The following is a 17,614-nucleotide window of genomic DNA, read 5'->3' as shown; positions in this document are numbered from 1 at the left end:
GCAGGCGCGCCCTGGGCCATGAGCGTCCGGTGGCCGGATGACGGGACGGTCAGGCGCGGCCGAGCCGGTCCAGGGTCCAGGCGTTGACGAACGCCTCCTCCCGCCAGGCGTCGTAGCGACCGCTGGGCCCGCCGTGGCCCGCCTCCATCTCGGTCTTGAGCAGGTATTCACCCTGCGGCGCGACGGCCCGCAGCCGGGCGATCCACTTCGCCGGCTCGTGATAGAGCACCCGGGTGTCGTTGAGGCTGGTCATCGCCAGGATCGCGGGGTAGTCGCGGTCGGCCACGTTCTCGTACGGGGTGTACGACTTCATGTAGGCGTACACCTCCGGGTCGGCGAGCGGGTTGCCCCACTCCTCCCACTCGGTGACGGTCAACGGCAGCGACGGGTCGAGGATCGTGCTGAGCGCGTCCACGAACGGCACCTGCGCGACGATCGCGGTGAACGCGTCCGGCGCCAGGTTGGCCACCGCGCCCATCAGCAGTCCACCGGCCGAGCCGCCCCGGGCGAGCAGCCGGTCCGACGACGTCCAGCCCGACTTGGCCAGGTGCCGGGCGCAGGCGACGAAATCGGTGAAGGTGTTCTTCTTGGCCAGCAGTTTGCCGTGTTCGTACCAGCTCCGGCCCAGCTCGCCGCCGCCCCGGATGTGGGCCACCGCGAAGATCACTCCACGGTCCAGCAGGGACAGCCGGCCGACCGAGAACCAGGGGTCCATGCTGGCCTCGTACGAGCCGTACCCGTAGATCACGCAGGGTGCGGAGCCGTCGCGGGGGGTGTCCCGGCGGCAGACCAGCGAGATCGGCACCTTGGTGCCGTCGTCGGCCAGCGCCCAGTCCCGGTGCTGCTCGTAGTCCTCCGGGCGGTATTCCCGCCCGTCCGGTCCGGGCAGCACCGGTCGCCGCCGCAGCAGCGTCATCTCGCGGGTCACCAGGTCGTAGTCGTACACCGAGTCCGGGGTGACCAGCGAGGTGTAGCGCAGGCGTACCCGCCCGGTGCGGTACTCCGGGTTCGAGTCCAGCCCGACCGTGTGCAGCAACTCCGGGAACGCGATGTCGTGCCCGTCGCCGCCGCCGACCGGCAGCACCCGCAACCCGGTGAGCCCGTTGGCGCGCAGCGTCACGACCAGGTGGTCGGCGAAGGCGTCGACGGCCTCCAGCCGGGTGCCGGGGGAGTGCGCGATCAGCGGCACCCAGTCGCCCGGGGCGTCGGCCGAGGTGTACGCCAGCGCGAAGTCCTCCGCGCCGTCGTTGTGCAGGATCAGGAACCGGTGCCCGTGGTGTTCCACCGAGTACTCGACGCCCTGCCGGCGGGGGGCGATCACGGCCGGCTCGCCGGTGGGGTTGCCGGCCGGGATGACGCGTACCTCGCTGGTGAGCTTGCTGGCGATGTCGATCAGGATGAAGCGCTCCGAGCGGGTCAGCTCGACCCCGACCCAGAACCGCTCGTCGTCCTCGGAGTGCACCACCACGTCGTCGGCGGCGGCCGTACCGAGCACGTGCCGCCAGACCCGGTGCGGACGCCAGGCGTCGTCCACCGTCACGTAGAACAGCACCGAGGCGTCGGCGGCCCAGGCGGTGCCGTAGAAGGTGTCCGGGATCTCGTCGGGCAGCAGCTCGCCGGTGGTGAGGTCCTTGATCCGGAGGGTGAAGCGTTCCTTGCCGGAGAAGTCGGTCGAGTACGCCAGGAAGCGGCCGTCCGGGCTGACGTCGAAGGCGCCCAGCGAGAAGAAGTCGTGGCCCTCGGCGAGCAGGTTGCCGTCGAGCAGCACCTCCTCGCCCTCCAGCGGGGCACCGGCAGGGCTGATCGGCGGCGTGGTCTCGCCGTCACGGACCGCCCGACGGCAGTGCACGCCGTACTGCTTGCCCTCGACCGTCCGGGAGTAGTACCAGTGCCCGCCCTTGCGGGTCGGCACCGACAGGTCGGTCTCCTGGGTGCGCCGACGGATCTCCTCGAACAGTTCCGTGCGCAGGTCGGCGAGGTGCGCCGTACGTGATTCGGTCCAGGCGTTCTCGGCCTTGAGGTAGCCGATCGTCTCAGGGTCGTCCTTGGTGGCCAGCCAGGCGTACTCGTCGACGACGACGTCGCCGTGGTGGACGCGTTCGCTCGGCACCTGCCTGGCTACGGGTACGGGGGTCTCGGTGGTCACGGCGCCACGTTACCGGCAGGCCGGGCGTCTCGGGCGGCGCAAATGCCCACTTCGTCGTTCGAACACATGTACGATCGCTGCCATGGTGCCAGCGCGTTCCACCGGCGGGTCCGGTGCCCTCGACATCGCCCGTCGCCTTACCGACATCTGCGGCTCCCGCTTCGCCCGGTTCGCCGGCCCAGCCGACGAGGTGGCCGGGCGACCGGCCCGCTGGGTCGCGGTGCCCGGTGGCGCCCACGCGGCGGCCGAGGTGCTGCGGCTCGCCGCGCGGCACGACCTGACGGTGGTGGCGCGCGGTGCCGGCACCAAGATCGATTGGGGCGCCGTTCCGGAACGGGTCGACATCATGCTCGACACCGGTCGGCTCGCCGGCATCGGTCACCAGCCGTCCGAGCGGGGCACCGCCGAGGTCGGTGCCGGCACGCCACTGCGCGCGGTGCAGGCCAGCCTGGAACGCACCGGTCAACGGCTCGCGCTCGACGCGCCCTCGCCCGGCGCCACGGTCGGCGGGGTGCTCGCCGCGGACGAGGCCGGTCCACTGCGCCACCGGCACGGCACCGCCTGCGACCAGCTCGTCGGCCTGCGCTACCTGGCCGCCGACGGTGACCTGGCCGAGGCCGGTGGCGGGGCTGCCGGGCTGGCCCAGGCCCGGCTGCTGTGCGGGTCGGAGGGCGCGCTCGGCGTGCTGGTCAGCGCCACCCTGCGGGTGCAGCCCCTGCCGGCCAGCCGGGTCTGGGTGACCCGCCCGGTGTGGACGCCGTTGGAGGTGCACGACCTGGTCCGGGCGGTGCTCGCCGCCCGGCTCGACCCGGCTGCCATCGAGGTGGACCTGCCGGCCGGCACGGGACCCCGGCCGAGGGACCGCCGGGCCGAGTCGATGGCGCGCCATCCGTCCATGACGGGGCGCCCGTCGACCGGCCCGGCGGGGGCCGGCTCGCTGGTGGTGCTGCTCGAAGGCGGGCCGTCCGACGTGGCGGAGCGCGCCGACCGGCTCCGGTCGATGCTCGGCTCCCGGGCCGTCGTCGCCCGATCGGCACCGTCCTGGTGGCGCAGCTACCCGTTCGCCCCCGGTGACACCGCGCTCCGGCTGGAGGTGCCGATCAGTGACCTGCACGCCGCCGTCTACGCGCTGCGGGACGCGGCCGGCTCGCCGGTGCCGGTCCGTGGCTCCGCCGGTCTCGGCGTGGTGCACGCCGCACTGCCCGGCACGATGGCACCCGACCGGGTGGCGTCGATCCTGGTCGCGGTGCGCGGCGTGCTGCTCGCCCGACAGGGGCGTTGCCTGGTGCTCTCCGCGCCGCCCGCCGTCCGGCGAGCCGTCGACCTGTGGGGCGAGCTGACCGGCGTGGCCCGGATGCGCGCCGTCAAGCAGCACCTCGACCCGGGTCACCGGCTGGCCCCAGGTCGCCTCCCCGGCGGCCTCTGAGCCACGCCGGCCGTGGCGCTGCGCAGCCCTGGGGAGACGAAGCGCAGCTCCGTCGGTCAGACCGCGTCGTTGCGCAGGACCAGGATGGCGATGTCGTCCCGGGGTGCCTCGACCGAGAAGTTGATCGCGGTGGCGCGCAGCCGGGCCGCCACCACGTCCGCCGAGTAGCCGGCGAGCGGCCCGGCGGCGTCCCGGAGCCGACCGGTGCCGAACAGTTCCCGGCCCCGGCGTCGCTCGGTCACGCCGTCGGTGTAGAAGACCAGGCAGTCGCCGGGATCGAGGGCGATGTCCAGGGTCGGCGAGGTGATCGTGTCGAGCAGGCCGAGCGCGGTGCCGCCGGTGCCGACGAACGCGGCCGGGCCACCGGACGCGCGCACCAGCACCGGCCGGTCGTGGCCGGCCAGGTGCAGCCCCACGTCGAGTTGCCCGTTCTCACCCTGCCCGACCGCCGCCAGCGCCAACGTGCAGTACCGTCCGGCACCCCGCTCGACGAGCGTCTCGTTGAGCCGGGACAGCACCTCGGGCAGCGGCTTGCCGTCCCCGGCCAGCACCCGGATCACGTCCCGGACCAGCCCGGTGACCGCAGCGGCCTGCACCCCCTTGCCGGAGACGTCGCCGATCACCACCAGCCAACGGCCGTCCGGCATCGGCACCACGTCGTAGAAGTCGCCGCCGACCTCGGCGTCGTCGCCGGTCGGCACGTACTCGGCGGCGAAGCCGATGCCCTCCACCACCGGAAGCACCGGTGGCAGCAGCGACTGCTGCAACGTCTGTGCCACCCGCCGACGCTCGGCATGGATGCGGGCGTTCTCGATCGCCAGGGCGGCACGCCGGGCCACGTCCTCCAGCACCGCGATCTCGTCGGGATCGTGCCGGTGCCGCTGATGCCGGCCGACGGCCAGCGTGCCGAGGCGCTGACCTCGGGCGATCAGCGGCACGGCGAAGCCCTCCATCGGCGCGCCCAACGGCGTCTGGGTGCCGTTGCGACTCGCCTCGCGCAGCCGGGACTGGACCGAGTCCGGTCCCGCCTCGCGCAGCGTCGCGTGCAGATGCGGCAGCATCGACTCGTCGGCGTGACTGGCCGCGGCCAGCTTGAGCCGACCCCACTCGTCGGTGGTGTGCACGGCACACCACTGACCGAGCCGGGGCACCACGAGCTGCGGGACGAGCGCCATCGTGAGCTCCACGTCCAGGGACTGGGCGAGCAGCTCGCTGGCCTCGGCGAGGAAGGTCAACCAGGCCTGTCGCCGGACGTCGGCGCGGCGCAGCCGGTCGTTCTCCAGGTGCAGCGACAGCCGCTCGGCGGTCAGCAGGGCCAACGGCCGGGCGTACGCGGTGGGGGCGGCGTCGAGTTCCAGCTCACCGGCGTACGGGCGGTGCACCGCCAGCGGCACCCGGAGCAGGTCGTTGCCGGGGCGGGGCTGTCGGCCGTACCGGGCGAGGACTTGTGGGCCGTGCCCGTCGCCCCGGTCCAGGCGCACCACCCCGCCGGCCGCGCCGACCATCTCCGCCACCCGGGTGAGCAGGCTGGTGGCGAAGTCCGGCAGCGGATCGTCCGCGTACGGGTCGGGGGTGGGCTGCATCAGGGCGCTCATCGCCCCGGCGCTCGGCACCGAGGAGTGGCCGCCGTCCGAACGGCCGATCGGCGGGGCGAAGTCGTCCGGGCGTCCGGGCTGCGGCCCGTCGCGCTCCAACCGGAACCACACGCCCTTGCCGCTGGGCAGGTAGGTGGTGCCCCAACGGCTCGCGAAGTGGTCGACCAGCAGCAGGCCGCGCCCGCGCTCGGCGACCTCGGTGATGTCGGTCTCCACGTTCCGGACGCCGACGGTCAGCTCGTCGACCGGCCCGGAGGCGAAGTCCGACACGGTCACGGTCAGCCCGGTCGAGTCGGCGCTGACCTCGATGTCGAGTTCGGTGCGGGCGTGCTCGACCGCGTTGGTGGAGAGCTCCGTGGTGAGCAGGAGCGCCTCGTTGAGAAGTTCGTCCAGGTTCGCCTCGGCAAGTACGGACCGGACGACGGCTCGCGCGGCGGCCGGCGTACGCCGATCGGCGGGCAGCCGGACCCGCCGGACGTGCTCCTCCGGGCCCCCGTCCGTCGTTGGCCCCACCGCCGCTGACACTCCCGTATCCTGCCCCGGCACCCGGCCCGTGCCAAGCCGATCACGGGTCGGGTCCGGAATACGGACGGCGGTGCGCCGTGGCGGTTTCGAGGTCACGGGGACAATGATGGGGTGGCCGGCGCGAGCCGGTGTACCCCGATGCGAGTGCGAGGAATGATGACCACGGCGAAACAGTCGGCGATCGCGGACACCTCCGCCGCCGACCACGAGGCGGTCCTCACCGAGCTGGCCGAGGCGCTGCGGCGGGTCCGCGGAGGCGATCTGAAGGTCAGGCTGCCCCGGCGTTCGGGGGCGGCCGGTGAGGTGGCCGACGCCTTCAACGACGTGGTGTCGCTCCAGGAGCGGCAGCATCTGGACCTGCGCCGGATCAGCCGCGTCGTGGGTCGCGACGGTCGGCTGACCGAACGCCTGGACGAGGAGGGGCTGGACGGCTCCTGGGCGGAGGGGCAGCGCGCGGTCAACTCGTTGATCGACGACCTGGGTCGGCCCACCACCGAGATCGCCCGGGTCATCGTGGCCGTCGCCGACGGCGACCTCTCCCAGCACATGGCGCTGGAGATCGACGGTCGCCCGCTGCGCGGCGAGTACCTGCGCATCGGCCGCACGGTCAACACCATGGTCGACCAGCTCTCGTCCTTCTCCAACGAGGTGACCCGGGTGGCCCGGGAGGTGGGCACCGAGGGCAAGCTCGGCGGTCAGGCCGACGTCCGCGGGGTGGCCGGCACCTGGAAGGACCTCACCGACTCGGTGAACACCATGGCCTCGAACCTGACCGGCCAGGTGCGGTCGATCTCCCAGGTCGCGACGGCGGTGGCGAAGGGTGACCTGTCGCAGAAGATCACGGTCAGCGCGCGCGGCGAGGTGGCGGCGCTGGCCGACACCATGAACTCGCTGACCGACACGCTGCGTCTCTTCGCCGAGCAGGTGACCCGGGTGGCCCGCGAGGTGGGCACCGAGGGCAAGCTCGGCGGTCAGGCGGAGGTGCCCGGGGTGGCCGGCACCTGGAAGGACCTGACCGACAGCGTCAACTCGATGGCGTCGAACCTGACCGCCCAGGTCCGCAACATCGCCCAGGTCTCTACGGCGGTGGCCCGGGGTGACCTGTCGCAGAAGATCACGGTGGCCGCCCAGGGCGAGATCCTGGAACTCAAGGACACCGTGAACACGATGGTGGACCAGTTGTCGTCGTTCGCCGACGAGGTGACCCGGGTGGCCCGCGAGGTGGGCACCGAGGGCAAGCTCGGCGGCCAGGCCCAGGTGCGCGGTGTCTCCGGCACCTGGCGGGACCTGACCGAGAACGTCAACCAGCTCGCCGGCAACCTGACCAGCCAGGTGCGGAACATCTCCCAGGTGTCCACGGCGGTGGCCCGGGGTGACCTGTCGCAGAAGATCACGGTGGATGCCCGGGGCGAGATCCTGGAGTTGAAGTCGACGGTCAACACGATGGTGGACCAGCTCTCGTCCTTCGCCGACGAGGTCACGCGGGTGGCCCGTGAGGTGGGTACGGAGGGCAAGCTCGGTGGTCAGGCCGAGGTGAAGGGTGTCTCGGGCACCTGGCGGGATCTGACGGACAACGTGAACTCGATGGCGTCGAACCTGACCGGTCAGGTGCGGAACATCGCGTCGGTGACGACGGCGGTGGCGAAGGGCGATCTGTCGCAGAAGATCACGGTGGACGCCCGGGGCGAGATCCTGGAGTTGAAGTCGACCGTGAACACGATGGTGGACCAGCTCTCGTCCTTCGCCGACGAGGTCACGCGGGTGGCCCGAGAGGTGGGCACCGAGGGCAAGCTCGGCGGTCAGGCTCAGGTGAAGGGCGTCGCCGGCACCTGGCGGGACCTGACGGACAACGTGAACTCGATGGCGTCGAACCTGACCGCCCAGGTCCGGAACATCGCCCAGGTCTCCACGGCGGTGGCCCGGGGTGACCTGTCGCAGAAGATCACCGTCGACGCGCAGGGCGAGATCCTGGAGTTGAAGTCGACCGTGAACACGATGGTGGACCAGCTCTCGTCCTTCGCCGACGAGGTGACCCGGGTGGCCCGGGAGGTGGGTACGGAGGGCAAGCTCGGTGGTCAGGCCGAGGTCAAGGGTGTCTCCGGGACCTGGCGGGATCTGACGGACAACGTGAACTCGATGGCGTCGAACCTGACCGGTCAGGTGCGGAACATCGCGTCGGTGACGACGGCGGTGGCGAAGGGCGACCTGTCGCAGAAGATCACCGTCGACGCGCAGGGCGAGATCCTGGAGTTGAAGTCGACGGTCAACACGATGGTCGACCAGCTCTCGTCCTTCGCCGACGAGGTCACGCGGGTGGCCCGCGAGGTCGGCAGCGAGGGCAAGCTCGGTGGTCAGGCGCAGGTCAAGGGCGTCTCGGGCACCTGGCGGGACCTGACCGAGAACGTCAACCAGCTCGCCTCGACCCTGACCACCCAGCTCCGTGCCATCGCCCGGGTCTCCACCTCGGTGACCCGAGGTGACCTGACCCAGCGGATCACCGTCGAGGCGCAGGGCGAGGTCGCCGAGCTCAAGGACAACATCAACCAGATGATCGTCACCCTGCGGGAGACCACCCACAAGAACGCGGAGCAGGGCTGGCTCGACTCCAACCTGGCCCGCATCGGTGGTCTGTTGCAGGGCCAGCGCGACCTCGGTGAGGTCTGCCGGATGATCATGCAGGAGGTGACCCCGCTGGTCGACGCGCAGCTCGGCGCGTTCTTCCTGGCGGACAACTCCGAAGGGGTGATGCGGCTGCGGTTGACCGCCTCGTACGGCTACGTCTCGCGGGGACACGACGTCACCTTCGGGCCCGGTGAGGGACTCGTCGGTCAGGCGGCGATCTCTCGACGCACGATCCGGGTCGGCGCGGTGCCGGACGGCCGCATCACGCTCCGCTCCGGGCTCGCCGACACCCCGCCGGCCGACCTGGTCGTGCTGCCCGTCCTCTTCGAGGGCGAACTGCTCGGCGTGATCGAGTTCGCCACCGTCACCCCCTTCTCCGAACTGCACCTGGCGTTCCTGGAGCGGCTGGTCGCCACCATCGGCATCGCGGTCAACACCATCCAGGCGAACCGGCGAACCGAGGAGTTGCTGGCCCAGTCGCAGCGGCTGGCCCACGAGTTGCAGGAGCAGTCGGCGGAGTTGCAGCGCACCAACGCCGAGCTGGAGGAGAAGGCGACGCTGCTCTCCGAGCAGAAGGGCAACATCGAGACCAAGAACCGGGAGATCGAACTGGCCCGGCTCGGCCTGGAGGAGAAGGCGCAGCAGCTCACCCGGGCCTCGGCGTACAAGTCGGAGTTCCTGGCGAACATGAGCCACGAGCTGCGGACGCCGCTGAACTCGCTGCTGCTGCTGGCCCGGCTGCTCGCCGAGAACTCGGAGCAGAACCTCAGCCCGAAGCAGATCGAGTTCGCCCGGACCATCCACGGCGCCGGGTCCGACCTGCTCTCGTTGATCGACGACATCCTCGACCTGTCCAAGATCGAGGCGGGCCGGATGGACGTCGAGCCGACCGAGATCCAGTTCGCGGAGATCCGCAACTACGTGGAGCAGGCGTTCGCGCCGCAGGCCGACGAGAAGGGACTGGACTTCCAGGTACGCGTCGGCAAGGACCTGCCGGCAGCGGTCGTCACCGACGCCCAGCGGCTCCAGCAGATCCTGCGCAACCTGCTCTCGAACGCGGTCAAGTTCACCGACAATGGCGCGGTGACGCTGCGCATCGCGCGTGCCCCGGAGCACGCGGTGTTCGACGTTCCGGCACTGACCAACGCCCGGCAGGTGCTCGCGTTCACGGTGATCGACACCGGCATCGGCATCTCCGACGACAAGCTGTCGCTCATCTTCGAGGCGTTCCAGCAGGCGGACGGCACCACCAGCCGCCGCTACGGCGGCACCGGTCTGGGGCTGTCGATCAGCCGGGACCTGGCCCGCCTGATCGGCGGCACGATCACCGTCACCTCGGCGCCGGGCCAGGGCTCGACGTTCACGCTGTACCTGCCCGACGTGCTGGCGCCGGACGCGGTGGTGGCGCCGTCGCCGCCGTCGCCACAGCGGGCCGGTCTGCCGTCGTCGCTGCTGATGCCGCCGGTGGAGCTGCTGCCGCAGCGGCCGGAGGCACCGAAGACCCGTCAGCTCGACGGTGCCACCGTGCTGATCGTCGACGACGACGTCCGCAACGTCTTCGCCCTGACCAGCGCGCTCGAACTGCACGGCATGACCGTCCTGTACGCCGACAACGGCACCGACGGGGTACGCCTGCTGGCGGAGCACCCGGAGGTGGACATCGTCCTGATGGACGCGATGATGCCCGACCAGGACGGGTACGAGACGACCCGGCAGATCCGCCGGAACCACCGCTTCGTGGACCTGCCGATCGTCTTCCTGACCGCCAAGGCGATGCCCGGTGACCGGGAGTCGGCGATCGCGGCCGGGGCCAGCGACTACATCACCAAGCCGGTCGACCTGGACGAGCTGATCGAACTCATGACCAGCTCCATCAGTGGCAGCCGCACCGAGGAGGGCTCGTGACGCAGGTGGCGAAGGCGCTGCTGGTCGATGACCGCAGGGAGAACCTGATGGCCCTGGAGGCGATCCTCCAGGGTCTGCCGGTGCAGACGGTCGCGGTGGAGAGCGGCGAGGCGGCGCTGAAGCAGTTGTTGGTGGACGACTTCGCGGTGATCCTGCTGGACGCCCAGATGCCGGACATGGACGGCTTCGAGACGGCGAGTCACATCAAACGGCGGGAACGGACCCGGCACGTACCGATCATCTTCCTGACCGCCGCCGACCGCGACGCCCAACTGGCGCTGCGCGGCTACGCGGTCGGCGCGGTGGACTACCTGACCAAGCCCTTCGACCCCTGGGTGCTGCGGGCCAAGGTCTCGGTCTTCGTGGAGCTGTGGACGAAGACCCGGCAGTTGGCCGCGCAGTCCGAGATGGTGCGGGAGCGCGACGCCCAGTGGCGACTGCTGACCGACGCGGTCGACGAGGCGAGCACCCTGCTGCGGACCGCCGACAAGGACCCTGACGCCGTCTCGCAGGCGGTGGCCCTGCTGGAGCAGGCCCGCTGGGGCACCACCTCCTGACACCGCCCGGTCGTGACGTCGCCGTGGACTGCCGCCCGGTGGTCCACGACAGCGTCACGATCGACCCGGCGGCCCGTGATCGGGACCGGGGTGAGCGGTGTCTTAGCTGGTAGGGGCGTCGTTACGGATCATCAGGGCACTGCGCAGGCCCGTGATGTCGAGTACGCGTATCAGGAACTCGCCCACGTTGGTCAGCAGGAGCAGGCTCTGCGCGTGGCTGGCCTTGCGGCTGAGGACCACGAGCGTCCCCAACCCCTGCGAGTCGCAGAAGGTGACCCCGCCGAGATCGAGCACGATCCGGGGCGGGGGTTCGGTGAGCACTTCGTTGACGACGGTCGACAGCTGGGCGGCCGTGAGCATGTCGATCTCACCGGCCAGGCGAAGCACTGCTTCGTCACCAGTCCGGTGTACGGTGATGGACAGTTCGGCACGATCCACCGGGTCAGCCTAGCGCGATCTCGGGCACCCGGCCCGTCGAGGCGAACCGCCTCCGCCCAGCGTGCCGCAGGTGAGCCGGATAACCCTGAACTGGGGTGCCTGCCGATCCGCCGTCGGGCGCTGACACAATGGCGGCATCGTGACCGAGGTGTTTCCCGCCGGAACCGACCGCTATCCGGTCGACGCGCCGGCCTCAGAGGCCCTGTTCGACCGCGCCCGCGCCATCGTGCCGGGCGGGGTGAACTCCCCCGTGCGTGCCTTCCGAGCGGTCGGCGGCACCCCACGCTTCATGGTCCGTGGCGAGGGACCATGGCTCCACGACGCGGACGGGCGACGCTACGTCGACCTGGTCTGCTCCTGGGGCCCGCTGATCCTCGGCCACGCCCATCCCGAGGTGGTGGCGGCCGTGCAGGCCGCCGCCGCGCAGGGCACCAGCTTCGGCACGCCCACCCCGGGCGAGGTCGACCTGGCCGCCGAGATCGTCGCGCGGACCCCGGTCGAGCAGGTCCGGCTGGTCAACTCGGGCACCGAGGCGACCATGTCGGCGATCCGGCTGGCCCGGGGCTACACCGGGCGCTCGAAGATCATCAAGTTCGCCGGCTGCTACCACGGGCACGTGGACGCGCTGCTGGCCGCCGCCGGCTCCGGCGTGGCCACCCTCGGCCTGCCCGACTCGCCCGGCGTCACCGGCGCGGCGGCCAGCGAGACCATCGTGCTGCCGTACAACGACCTCGCCGCGGTGCAGGAGGCGTTCGCCGCCGAGGGCGAGCACATCGCCGCCGTGATCACCGAGGCGGCGCCGGGCAACATGGGCGTGGTGGCGCCCCGGGACGACTTCAACGGCCAGTTGGCGGGGATCGCGCACGCGCACGGCGCGCTGCTCATCATCGACGAGGTGATGACCGGGTTCCGGGTCTCCCGCTCCGGCTGGCACGGCCTCGATCCGGTCGACGCGGACCTGTGGACGTACGGCAAGGTCATGGGTGGTGGGCTGCCCGCGGCGGCGTTCGGCGGGCGCACGGAGATCATGTCGCGACTGGCTCCGGCCGGTCCGGTCTACCAGGCCGGCACCCTCTCCGGTAACCCGCTGGCCTGCGCCGCCGGCCTGACCACGCTGCGGCTCGCCGACGAGGCGCTGTACCGCCGGCTGGACGACACCGCCGCCGTGGTGGGCAAGCTCGCCGGCGACGCGTTGGCCGCCGCCGGGGTCCCGCACCGGCTGTCGTACGCGGGCAACATGTTCTCGATCTTCTTCACGGACGCCGACGTGGTCGACTACGACAGCGCCCGCACCCAGCAGGTGCCCGCGTTCAAGGCGTTCTTCCACGCGATGCTCGCGGCCGGGGTCTACCTGCCGCCGAGCGCGTTCGAATCCTGGTTCGTGTCGGCGGCGATCGACGACGCCGCCCTGGAACAGATCGCCGCCGCCCTGCCGGTGGCGGCCAACGCGGCGGCAGCGACAACGGGGGTGTAGGCCAGTGAGCGCGAGGAGTGAGCCGGTGTTGCGAGCCCCGCAGTCGCGAACAGAGGGGGCACAGCAATGAGCAAGACGGTGGTCCACGTGCTACGGCACGGAGAGGTGTACAACCCGGACGGCATCCTCTACGGCCGGCTGCCCGGGTTCCGCCTCAGTGAGCTCGGTGTCCAGATGGCCAAGGCCGCCGCGCAGGGGCTCGCCGAACGCGAGGTCGTGCACGTGGTCGCCAGCCCTCTGGAGCGCGCCCAACAGACCGCCGAACCGATCGCCGCGCAGTTCGGGCTCCCCGTCGGGGTCGACGAACGGCTCATCGAGAGCGCCAACTGGTTCGAGGGCAAGAAGGTCTCGCCCGGCGACGGCTCCTTCCGTGACCCGCGTAACTGGTGGGTGCTGCGGGACCCGGTGACCCCCTCCTGGGGTGAGGCGTACCGGGTGATCGCCGAGCGGATGTTCGCCGCGCTGCACGCGGCCCGGGTCGCCGCCGAGGGGCGGGAGGCCGTCCTGGTCTCGCACCAGCTCCCGATCTGGACGCTGCGTCGGCACGTCGAGCGCAAGCGGCTCTGGCACGACCCGCGCCGTCGGCAGTGCGGTCTGGCCTCGCTGACCACGTTCCACTTCGACGGCGCCAAGATCGTCGGGATCGGCTACTCCGAGCCGGCCGCGCACCTGGTGGCGATCTCGCCGACCGCGCGGACGGCCAAGGGGGCCTGAGATGCGTACCCGCAGGTGGGCCGTTGGTCTGCTCGCCGCTGTCACCGCGACGACGGTGCTGAGCGGCTGCACCGGCGGTGGCCGGGAGGCGGCCTGCGACAACACGGGCGGCATCGTGGAATGCGCCCCGGACCAACGGTCCGCCGCGCCGCGCCTCGCCGGTGACCTGCTCGACGGCGGTTCCTACGACGTGACGCAGCAGCGGGGCCAGGTCGTCGTGGTCAACTTCTGGGGCTCCTGGTGCGCGCCGTGCCGGGCCGAGGCCGACGACCTGGAGAACACCTACCAGGCGACCAAGGACTCCGGGGTGACCTTCCTCGGCATCAACGTGCAGGACAGCCGGGACAAGGCGATCGCCTTCGAGGAGGGCTTCGGGATCAGCTACCCGAGCATCTTCGACCCGGGCAGCCGCCTCGCCCTCGACCTGGACATCCCGCCGAACACGATTCCCGCCACCGTAGTCCTGGACCGGGAGGGCCGGATCGCGACCGTGATCCGGGCGGCGGTACGCCAGGAGGGCCTGCAACCCATCGTCGAGCGGATCGCCGCAGAGTCGACCGCGGCGTCCGGCCCGCGCTGATGGGCGAGACCTTCGGTCAACTCGCCGTCTCGGGGCCACTGCTACTGGCGATCGGCGCGGCGGCGCTGGCGGGACTGGTCAGCTTCCTCTCCCCGTGCGTCCTGCCCCTGATGCCGGGCTACCTGTCGTACGTGACCGGCTTGGCCGGCGCCGACCTCGAGGGCCGAGATGAAAGGAAGGGCCCCCTACTAACGCCTGGTGTAGAGGAGGGGTCCCCTCCTAACACCTCCGGCGGGGGGACGGCGCTGCGGGAGCGCACCCGGGTCAGCCCGGCGGTCAAGGGGCGCGTACTCGCCGGGACGCTGCTCTTCATCGCCGGTTTCACCGTGGTGTTCACCGCCACCGCGATCCTGTTCAGCAGCATCGGCCGGGTCTTCTTCGACTACGAGCGGGCGCTGGAGATCGTCGTCGGCGCGTTGATCGTGGTGCTCGGGCTGGGCTACCTCGGGGCGCTGCCCGGCTTCCAACGCGAGTTCCGGATCAACCGTCTGCCCAACGCCGGCCTGCTCGGCGCACCCGTCCTCGGTGCCGTGTTCGCCCTGAGCTGGGTTCCGTGCACCGGCCCGACGCTGGCTGCGGTGCTCGGCATGGCCACCACCAGCGGGCAGACCGACCGCGCGGTCATCCTCGCGGTGGCGTACTGCCTCGGGCTGGGCATCCCGTTCATCGTCTTCGGGCTGGGCTTCAACCGCCTGCTCGGGGTCTTCCGCACGATCCGGCGGCACAGCCGCTGGGTCACCCGGATCGGTGGCGTACTGCTGATCCTGATCGGGCTGGCCCTGCTCACCGGCGGTTGGACCAACGTCGTGATCTGGTTGCAGACCACCGTCGGGGTGGGCGATTTCGAGGTGAGCATCTGATGACCGCGGTGGACGACCGGCCCGCCACGCCAGCCCAGTCACCCCGGCGCCGCCCCCACGCGCTGCTCGCGCTGCTGCGCAACTCGTGGCGGCAGCTCACCAGCATGCGTACCGCGCTGGTGTTGCTCTTCCTGCTCGCGATCGCCGCGATCCCGGGTTCGGTGCTGCCGCAGCGTGGCGTCAACCCGGAGGACGTCCGGGATTTCTACACCGCGAACCCGCAGCTCGCGCCGGTGCTGGATCGGATCGGCGCGTTCGAGGCGTTCAGCTCGGTCTGGTTCTCCGCGATCTATCTGCTGCTGTTCACCTCGCTGATCGGGTGCATCACGCCCCGGCTGCGCGATCACGTCCGGGCGATGCGGGCCAGGCCGCCGGCCGTACCGAAGCGGTTGGAGCGGTTGCCCCAGCACGCGGTGGTGCCGGCGCCCGCCGGTGGCGCGGCCGCGGTCGCCGAGACCCTGCGCCGCCGCCGGTGGCGGGTGGCGGTACGCGGCGACGAGATCTCCGCCGAGAAGGGCTACCTCAAGGAGACCGGCAACCTGATCTTCCACAGCGCGATGGTGCTGCTGCTGGTCGGTGTCGCGCTCGGTTCCTGGTACGGCTGGCACGGCAACCGGCTGCTCGTCTCCGGCCCGGACGGCGTCTTCTGCAACACCCGCCAGCAGTACGCCGAGGCGAAGCTCGGCCCGCGCGTCGGCGACGACCTGCCTCGGTTCTGCATGCAGCTCGACGAGTTCGAGGCCGAGTTCCTGCCCAGCGGCCAGCCCTCGCACTTCAACGCCAAGGTCACCGTGGACGAGGACGGCGGTGCGCCCCGGGCGGCCGAGTTCTCGGTCAACTCGCCGCTGCGCCTCGACGGCGCGAACGTCTATCTGCTCGGCCACGGCTACGTGCCGCTGATCCGCTACACCGACCGGTTCGGCAACACCCAGACCAGTACGGTGCCGTTCCTCACCACCGGCGACATGGGTCTGACCAGCGAGGGCCTGGCGGCCTTCCCGGACGCCAACGTCGACCCGGCGACCGGCGAGCGGAATGCGGACCTCCAGATGGCCTTCTCCGGCCTGTACCTCCCGACCGCACCGCAGGAGCCCCCGTTCACCCGGTCCGAGTACCCGACGGAGGAGAACCCGCTGCTCGGGCTGATCGCGTACCGGGGCAACCTGGGTCTCGACGGCGGTATCCCCGGCTCGGTCTACCAGCTCGACCAGCGGCAGATCCGCAACGGCCGGCTCACCGAGGTCGGCTCCAAGGACCTGCGCAAGGGCGAGAGCTGGACGCTGGACGACGGCACCACGGTCGAGTTCGTGGGCACCGAGCGCTACATCGTGCTCTCCGTGCGGCACGATCCGGGCACCATGCTGCTGCTGGCCAGCTCCGTCGGGCTGGTGCTCGGGCTGATGGGCTCGCTTTTCGTCCGGCGGCGCCGGATCTTCGTCCGGGTGCTGCCCGCCGGCTCCGGACCCAGCGGCTCCGAGCCCTCCGTGGCCGGGCTTCCTGGTGCCGCACCCCCCGACGGTGGATCTCCGACGGGCGGTAGTAGCTTGGTCGAGGTGGCTGGCCTGCCCCGGACCGAACATCCGGGGTTCGCCGCCGAGTTCAGCCAACTGGTCGCCGCGATCGGCGACGACCGGCGGACCGGCGAGGCCATCGACCCGGACGAGCGGGCCGGGGCGCGAGAAGGAGCCGAGTGATGTCCGCACTCTCCGACCAGGTGGTGTCGATCGCCACCCTGGTGTACCTGCTGGCGATGATCAGCCACGCGGTCGAGTACGCCCTCGGCAACTCGCGGGTCAAGGTGACGGCGCCCCCGGCCCGCGAACTGGTCGGCGCGGCGGTCGGCGGCGGTGCCGGGTCGGCGAACGCGGCGGGGGCCGGCAGCCTGACGGGTACGGTCGGCGCCGACGGCGTGGCCGGGACCGGCGGCGGTACGGCACTGACGCCCGCCGAACGCACTGCGAAGCGGGCCGCACTCGCCGGCTGGATCGCGGTGGCCCTGACCGGCGTGGGCGCGGCCCTGCACCTGGTCGGGCTGGTCACGCGGGGTATCGCCGCCGAGCGGATGCCCTGGGGCAACATGTACGAGTTCGTGCTCACGGTCTCGTTCATCGGGGTGGCCGCCTGGCTGGTGGTGCTCTGGAAGGTGCCGTCGCTGCGCCGCCTCGGGCTGTTCCTGACTCTGGTCATGGTGCTGCTGGTGGCCACCGCCGAGCTGGTGCTCTACACCCCGATCGTGCCGCTGGTGCCGGCGCTCAACTCGTACTGGTTCGTCGTGCACGTGTCGACCGTCGTCTTCGCCTCGGGACTGTTCCTGCTGGGCTCGGTGCCGGCCGCCACGTATCTGATGCGGGCCGGCTACGAACGCGGCAAGCGCAGCTTCCCGTACACGCTGGCGAAGAAGCTGCCGGCGGCGGCCAGCCTGGAACGCCTCACCTTCGTCCTGCACGCCTTCGCGTTCCCGCTCTTCACCTTCGCGGTGATCGCCGGTGCGATCTGGGCCGAGGCGGCCTGGGGTCGGCCGTGGGGCTGGGACCCGAAGGAGACCTGGTCGTTCATCTCCTGGGTGATCTACGCCGGTTACCTGCACGCCCGCGCGACGCCGAGCGTGAAGCGCAACGTGGCCGCCTGGCTGGCCATCCTGGGCTTCCTGACGGTGCTGATGAACCTCTTCGGCGTGAACATCTTCTTCGAGGGCCTGCACTCCTACGGCGGTCTGTGAGGACAGAACCCAGGATGTAGAACTACACTTTCTATAACTGTAGTTCTACATTT

At 71.2% G+C, this 17,614-nt stretch carries 12 protein-coding genes; 9 read left to right on the top strand and 3 right to left on the bottom strand.

All coding sequences use genetic code 11. From position 1 onward, the window contains the following. Positions 1 to 49: 49 nt before the first annotated feature. Positions 50 to 2,146, bottom strand: a complete 2,097-nt coding sequence (locus tag ACFYTT_RS09495) for a S9 family peptidase (protein WP_387258385.1) — start codon at positions 2,144 to 2,146, stop codon at positions 50 to 52. A gap of 82 nt (positions 2,147 to 2,228) precedes the next feature. Between ACFYTT_RS09495 and ACFYTT_RS09490 the strand changes: the two genes are divergently transcribed. Next, on the top strand, positions 2,229 to 3,572 hold the full coding sequence (locus ACFYTT_RS09490) for an FAD-binding oxidoreductase (RefSeq protein ID WP_387258383.1): 1,344 nt from the start codon (positions 2,229 to 2,231) through the stop codon (positions 3,570 to 3,572). 56 nt (positions 3,573 to 3,628) lie between these two features. Here the strand turns inward: ACFYTT_RS09490 and ACFYTT_RS09485 are convergent, their stop codons facing one another. Then, on the bottom strand, positions 3,629 to 5,692 hold the full coding sequence (locus tag ACFYTT_RS09485; protein WP_387258381.1) for a SpoIIE family protein phosphatase: 2,064 nt from the start codon (positions 5,690 to 5,692) through the stop codon (positions 3,629 to 3,631). 156 nt (positions 5,693 to 5,848) lie between these two features. Here ACFYTT_RS09485 and ACFYTT_RS09480 point away from each other — a divergent pair, with 156 nt between their 5' ends. Next, entirely contained in the window at positions 5,849 to 10,219 is a 4,371-nt protein-coding gene (locus ACFYTT_RS09480) for a HAMP domain-containing protein (protein WP_131053682.1), read from the top strand. Beyond that, entirely contained in the window at positions 10,216 to 10,776 is a 561-nt protein-coding gene (locus ACFYTT_RS09475; protein WP_131053681.1) for a two-component system response regulator, read from the top strand. The genes ACFYTT_RS09480 and ACFYTT_RS09475 overlap by 4 nt, the downstream gene beginning before the upstream one ends. A 102-nt stretch (positions 10,777 to 10,878) precedes the next feature. On the opposite strand, the gene ACFYTT_RS09470 is transcribed toward ACFYTT_RS09475, so the two are convergent. Then, positions 10,879 to 11,214 (bottom strand): STAS domain-containing protein, encoded by a 336-nt coding sequence (locus tag ACFYTT_RS09470; RefSeq protein WP_131053680.1) that lies wholly within the window; start codon positions 11,212 to 11,214, stop codon positions 10,879 to 10,881. 139 nt (positions 11,215 to 11,353) lie between these two features. Here ACFYTT_RS09470 and hemL point away from each other — a divergent pair, with 139 nt between their 5' ends. The 6 genes from hemL to ccsB all read left to right on the top strand — a co-directional run bounded on the left by hemL (position 11,354) and on the right by ccsB (position 17,561). After that, positions 11,354 to 12,688: a glutamate-1-semialdehyde 2,1-aminomutase gene (hemL, locus tag ACFYTT_RS09465; protein ID WP_131053679.1), complete on the top strand. Its 1,335-nt coding sequence runs from the start codon at positions 11,354 to 11,356 to the stop codon at positions 12,686 to 12,688. A 66-nt stretch (positions 12,689 to 12,754) separates the two neighbouring features. Then, on the top strand, positions 12,755 to 13,402 hold the full coding sequence (locus tag ACFYTT_RS09460; RefSeq protein WP_131053678.1) for a histidine phosphatase family protein: 648 nt from the start codon (positions 12,755 to 12,757) through the stop codon (positions 13,400 to 13,402). Between the two features lies 1 nt (position 13,403). Continuing rightward, on the top strand, positions 13,404 to 13,982 hold the full coding sequence (locus ACFYTT_RS09455; protein ID WP_387258377.1) for a TlpA family protein disulfide reductase: 579 nt from the start codon (positions 13,404 to 13,406) through the stop codon (positions 13,980 to 13,982). Then, positions 13,982 to 14,842 carry a cytochrome c biogenesis CcdA family protein gene (locus ACFYTT_RS09450; protein ID WP_176092319.1) on the top strand — a complete coding sequence of 287 codons (861 nt, stop codon included), beginning with the start codon at positions 13,982 to 13,984 and terminating at the stop codon, positions 14,840 to 14,842. Before ACFYTT_RS09455 ends, ACFYTT_RS09450 begins: the two co-directional genes overlap by 1 nt. Beyond that, positions 14,842 to 16,536, top strand: a complete 1,695-nt coding sequence (locus ACFYTT_RS09445; RefSeq protein WP_387258375.1) for a cytochrome c biogenesis protein ResB — start codon at positions 14,842 to 14,844, stop codon at positions 16,534 to 16,536. Before ACFYTT_RS09450 ends, ACFYTT_RS09445 begins: the two co-directional genes overlap by 1 nt. Next, complete coding sequence (ccsB, locus tag ACFYTT_RS09440; RefSeq protein WP_387258373.1) at positions 16,536 to 17,561, top strand: c-type cytochrome biogenesis protein CcsB; 1,026 nt, start codon at positions 16,536 to 16,538, stop codon at positions 17,559 to 17,561. Before ACFYTT_RS09445 ends, ccsB begins: the two co-directional genes overlap by 1 nt. Positions 17,562 to 17,614 lie beyond the last annotated feature (53 nt).

This window comes from Micromonospora sp. NPDC003816 (genome assembly GCF_042874705.1).
In the GTDB taxonomy this organism is placed as follows: Bacteria; Actinomycetota; Actinomycetes; order Mycobacteriales; family Micromonosporaceae; genus Micromonospora.
The sequence above is the reverse complement of the archived record's forward strand: the minus strand, read 5'-3'. Positions and strand labels throughout refer to the sequence as shown.

What these genes read in the sequence shown, in the direction of transcription:
- ccsB (WP_387258373.1), top strand. Translation starts at nt 16,536, where the DNA reads ATGTCCGCACTCTCCGACCAGGTGGTGTCGATCGCCACCCTGGTGTAC.
- ACFYTT_RS09450 (WP_176092319.1), top strand. Translation starts at nt 13,982, where the DNA reads ATGGGCGAGACCTTCGGTCAACTCGCCGTCTCGGGGCCACTGCTACTG.
- ACFYTT_RS09460 (WP_131053678.1), top strand. Translation starts at nt 12,755, where the DNA reads ATGAGCAAGACGGTGGTCCACGTGCTACGGCACGGAGAGGTGTACAAC.
- ACFYTT_RS09445 (WP_387258375.1), top strand. Translation starts at nt 14,842, where the DNA reads ATGACCGCGGTGGACGACCGGCCCGCCACGCCAGCCCAGTCACCCCGG.
- ACFYTT_RS09480 (WP_131053682.1), top strand. Translation starts at nt 5,849, where the DNA reads ATGACCACGGCGAAACAGTCGGCGATCGCGGACACCTCCGCCGCCGAC.
- ACFYTT_RS09490 (WP_387258383.1), top strand. Translation starts at nt 2,229, where the DNA reads ATGGTGCCAGCGCGTTCCACCGGCGGGTCCGGTGCCCTCGACATCGCC.
- ACFYTT_RS09455 (WP_387258377.1), top strand. Translation starts at nt 13,404, where the DNA reads ATGCGTACCCGCAGGTGGGCCGTTGGTCTGCTCGCCGCTGTCACCGCG.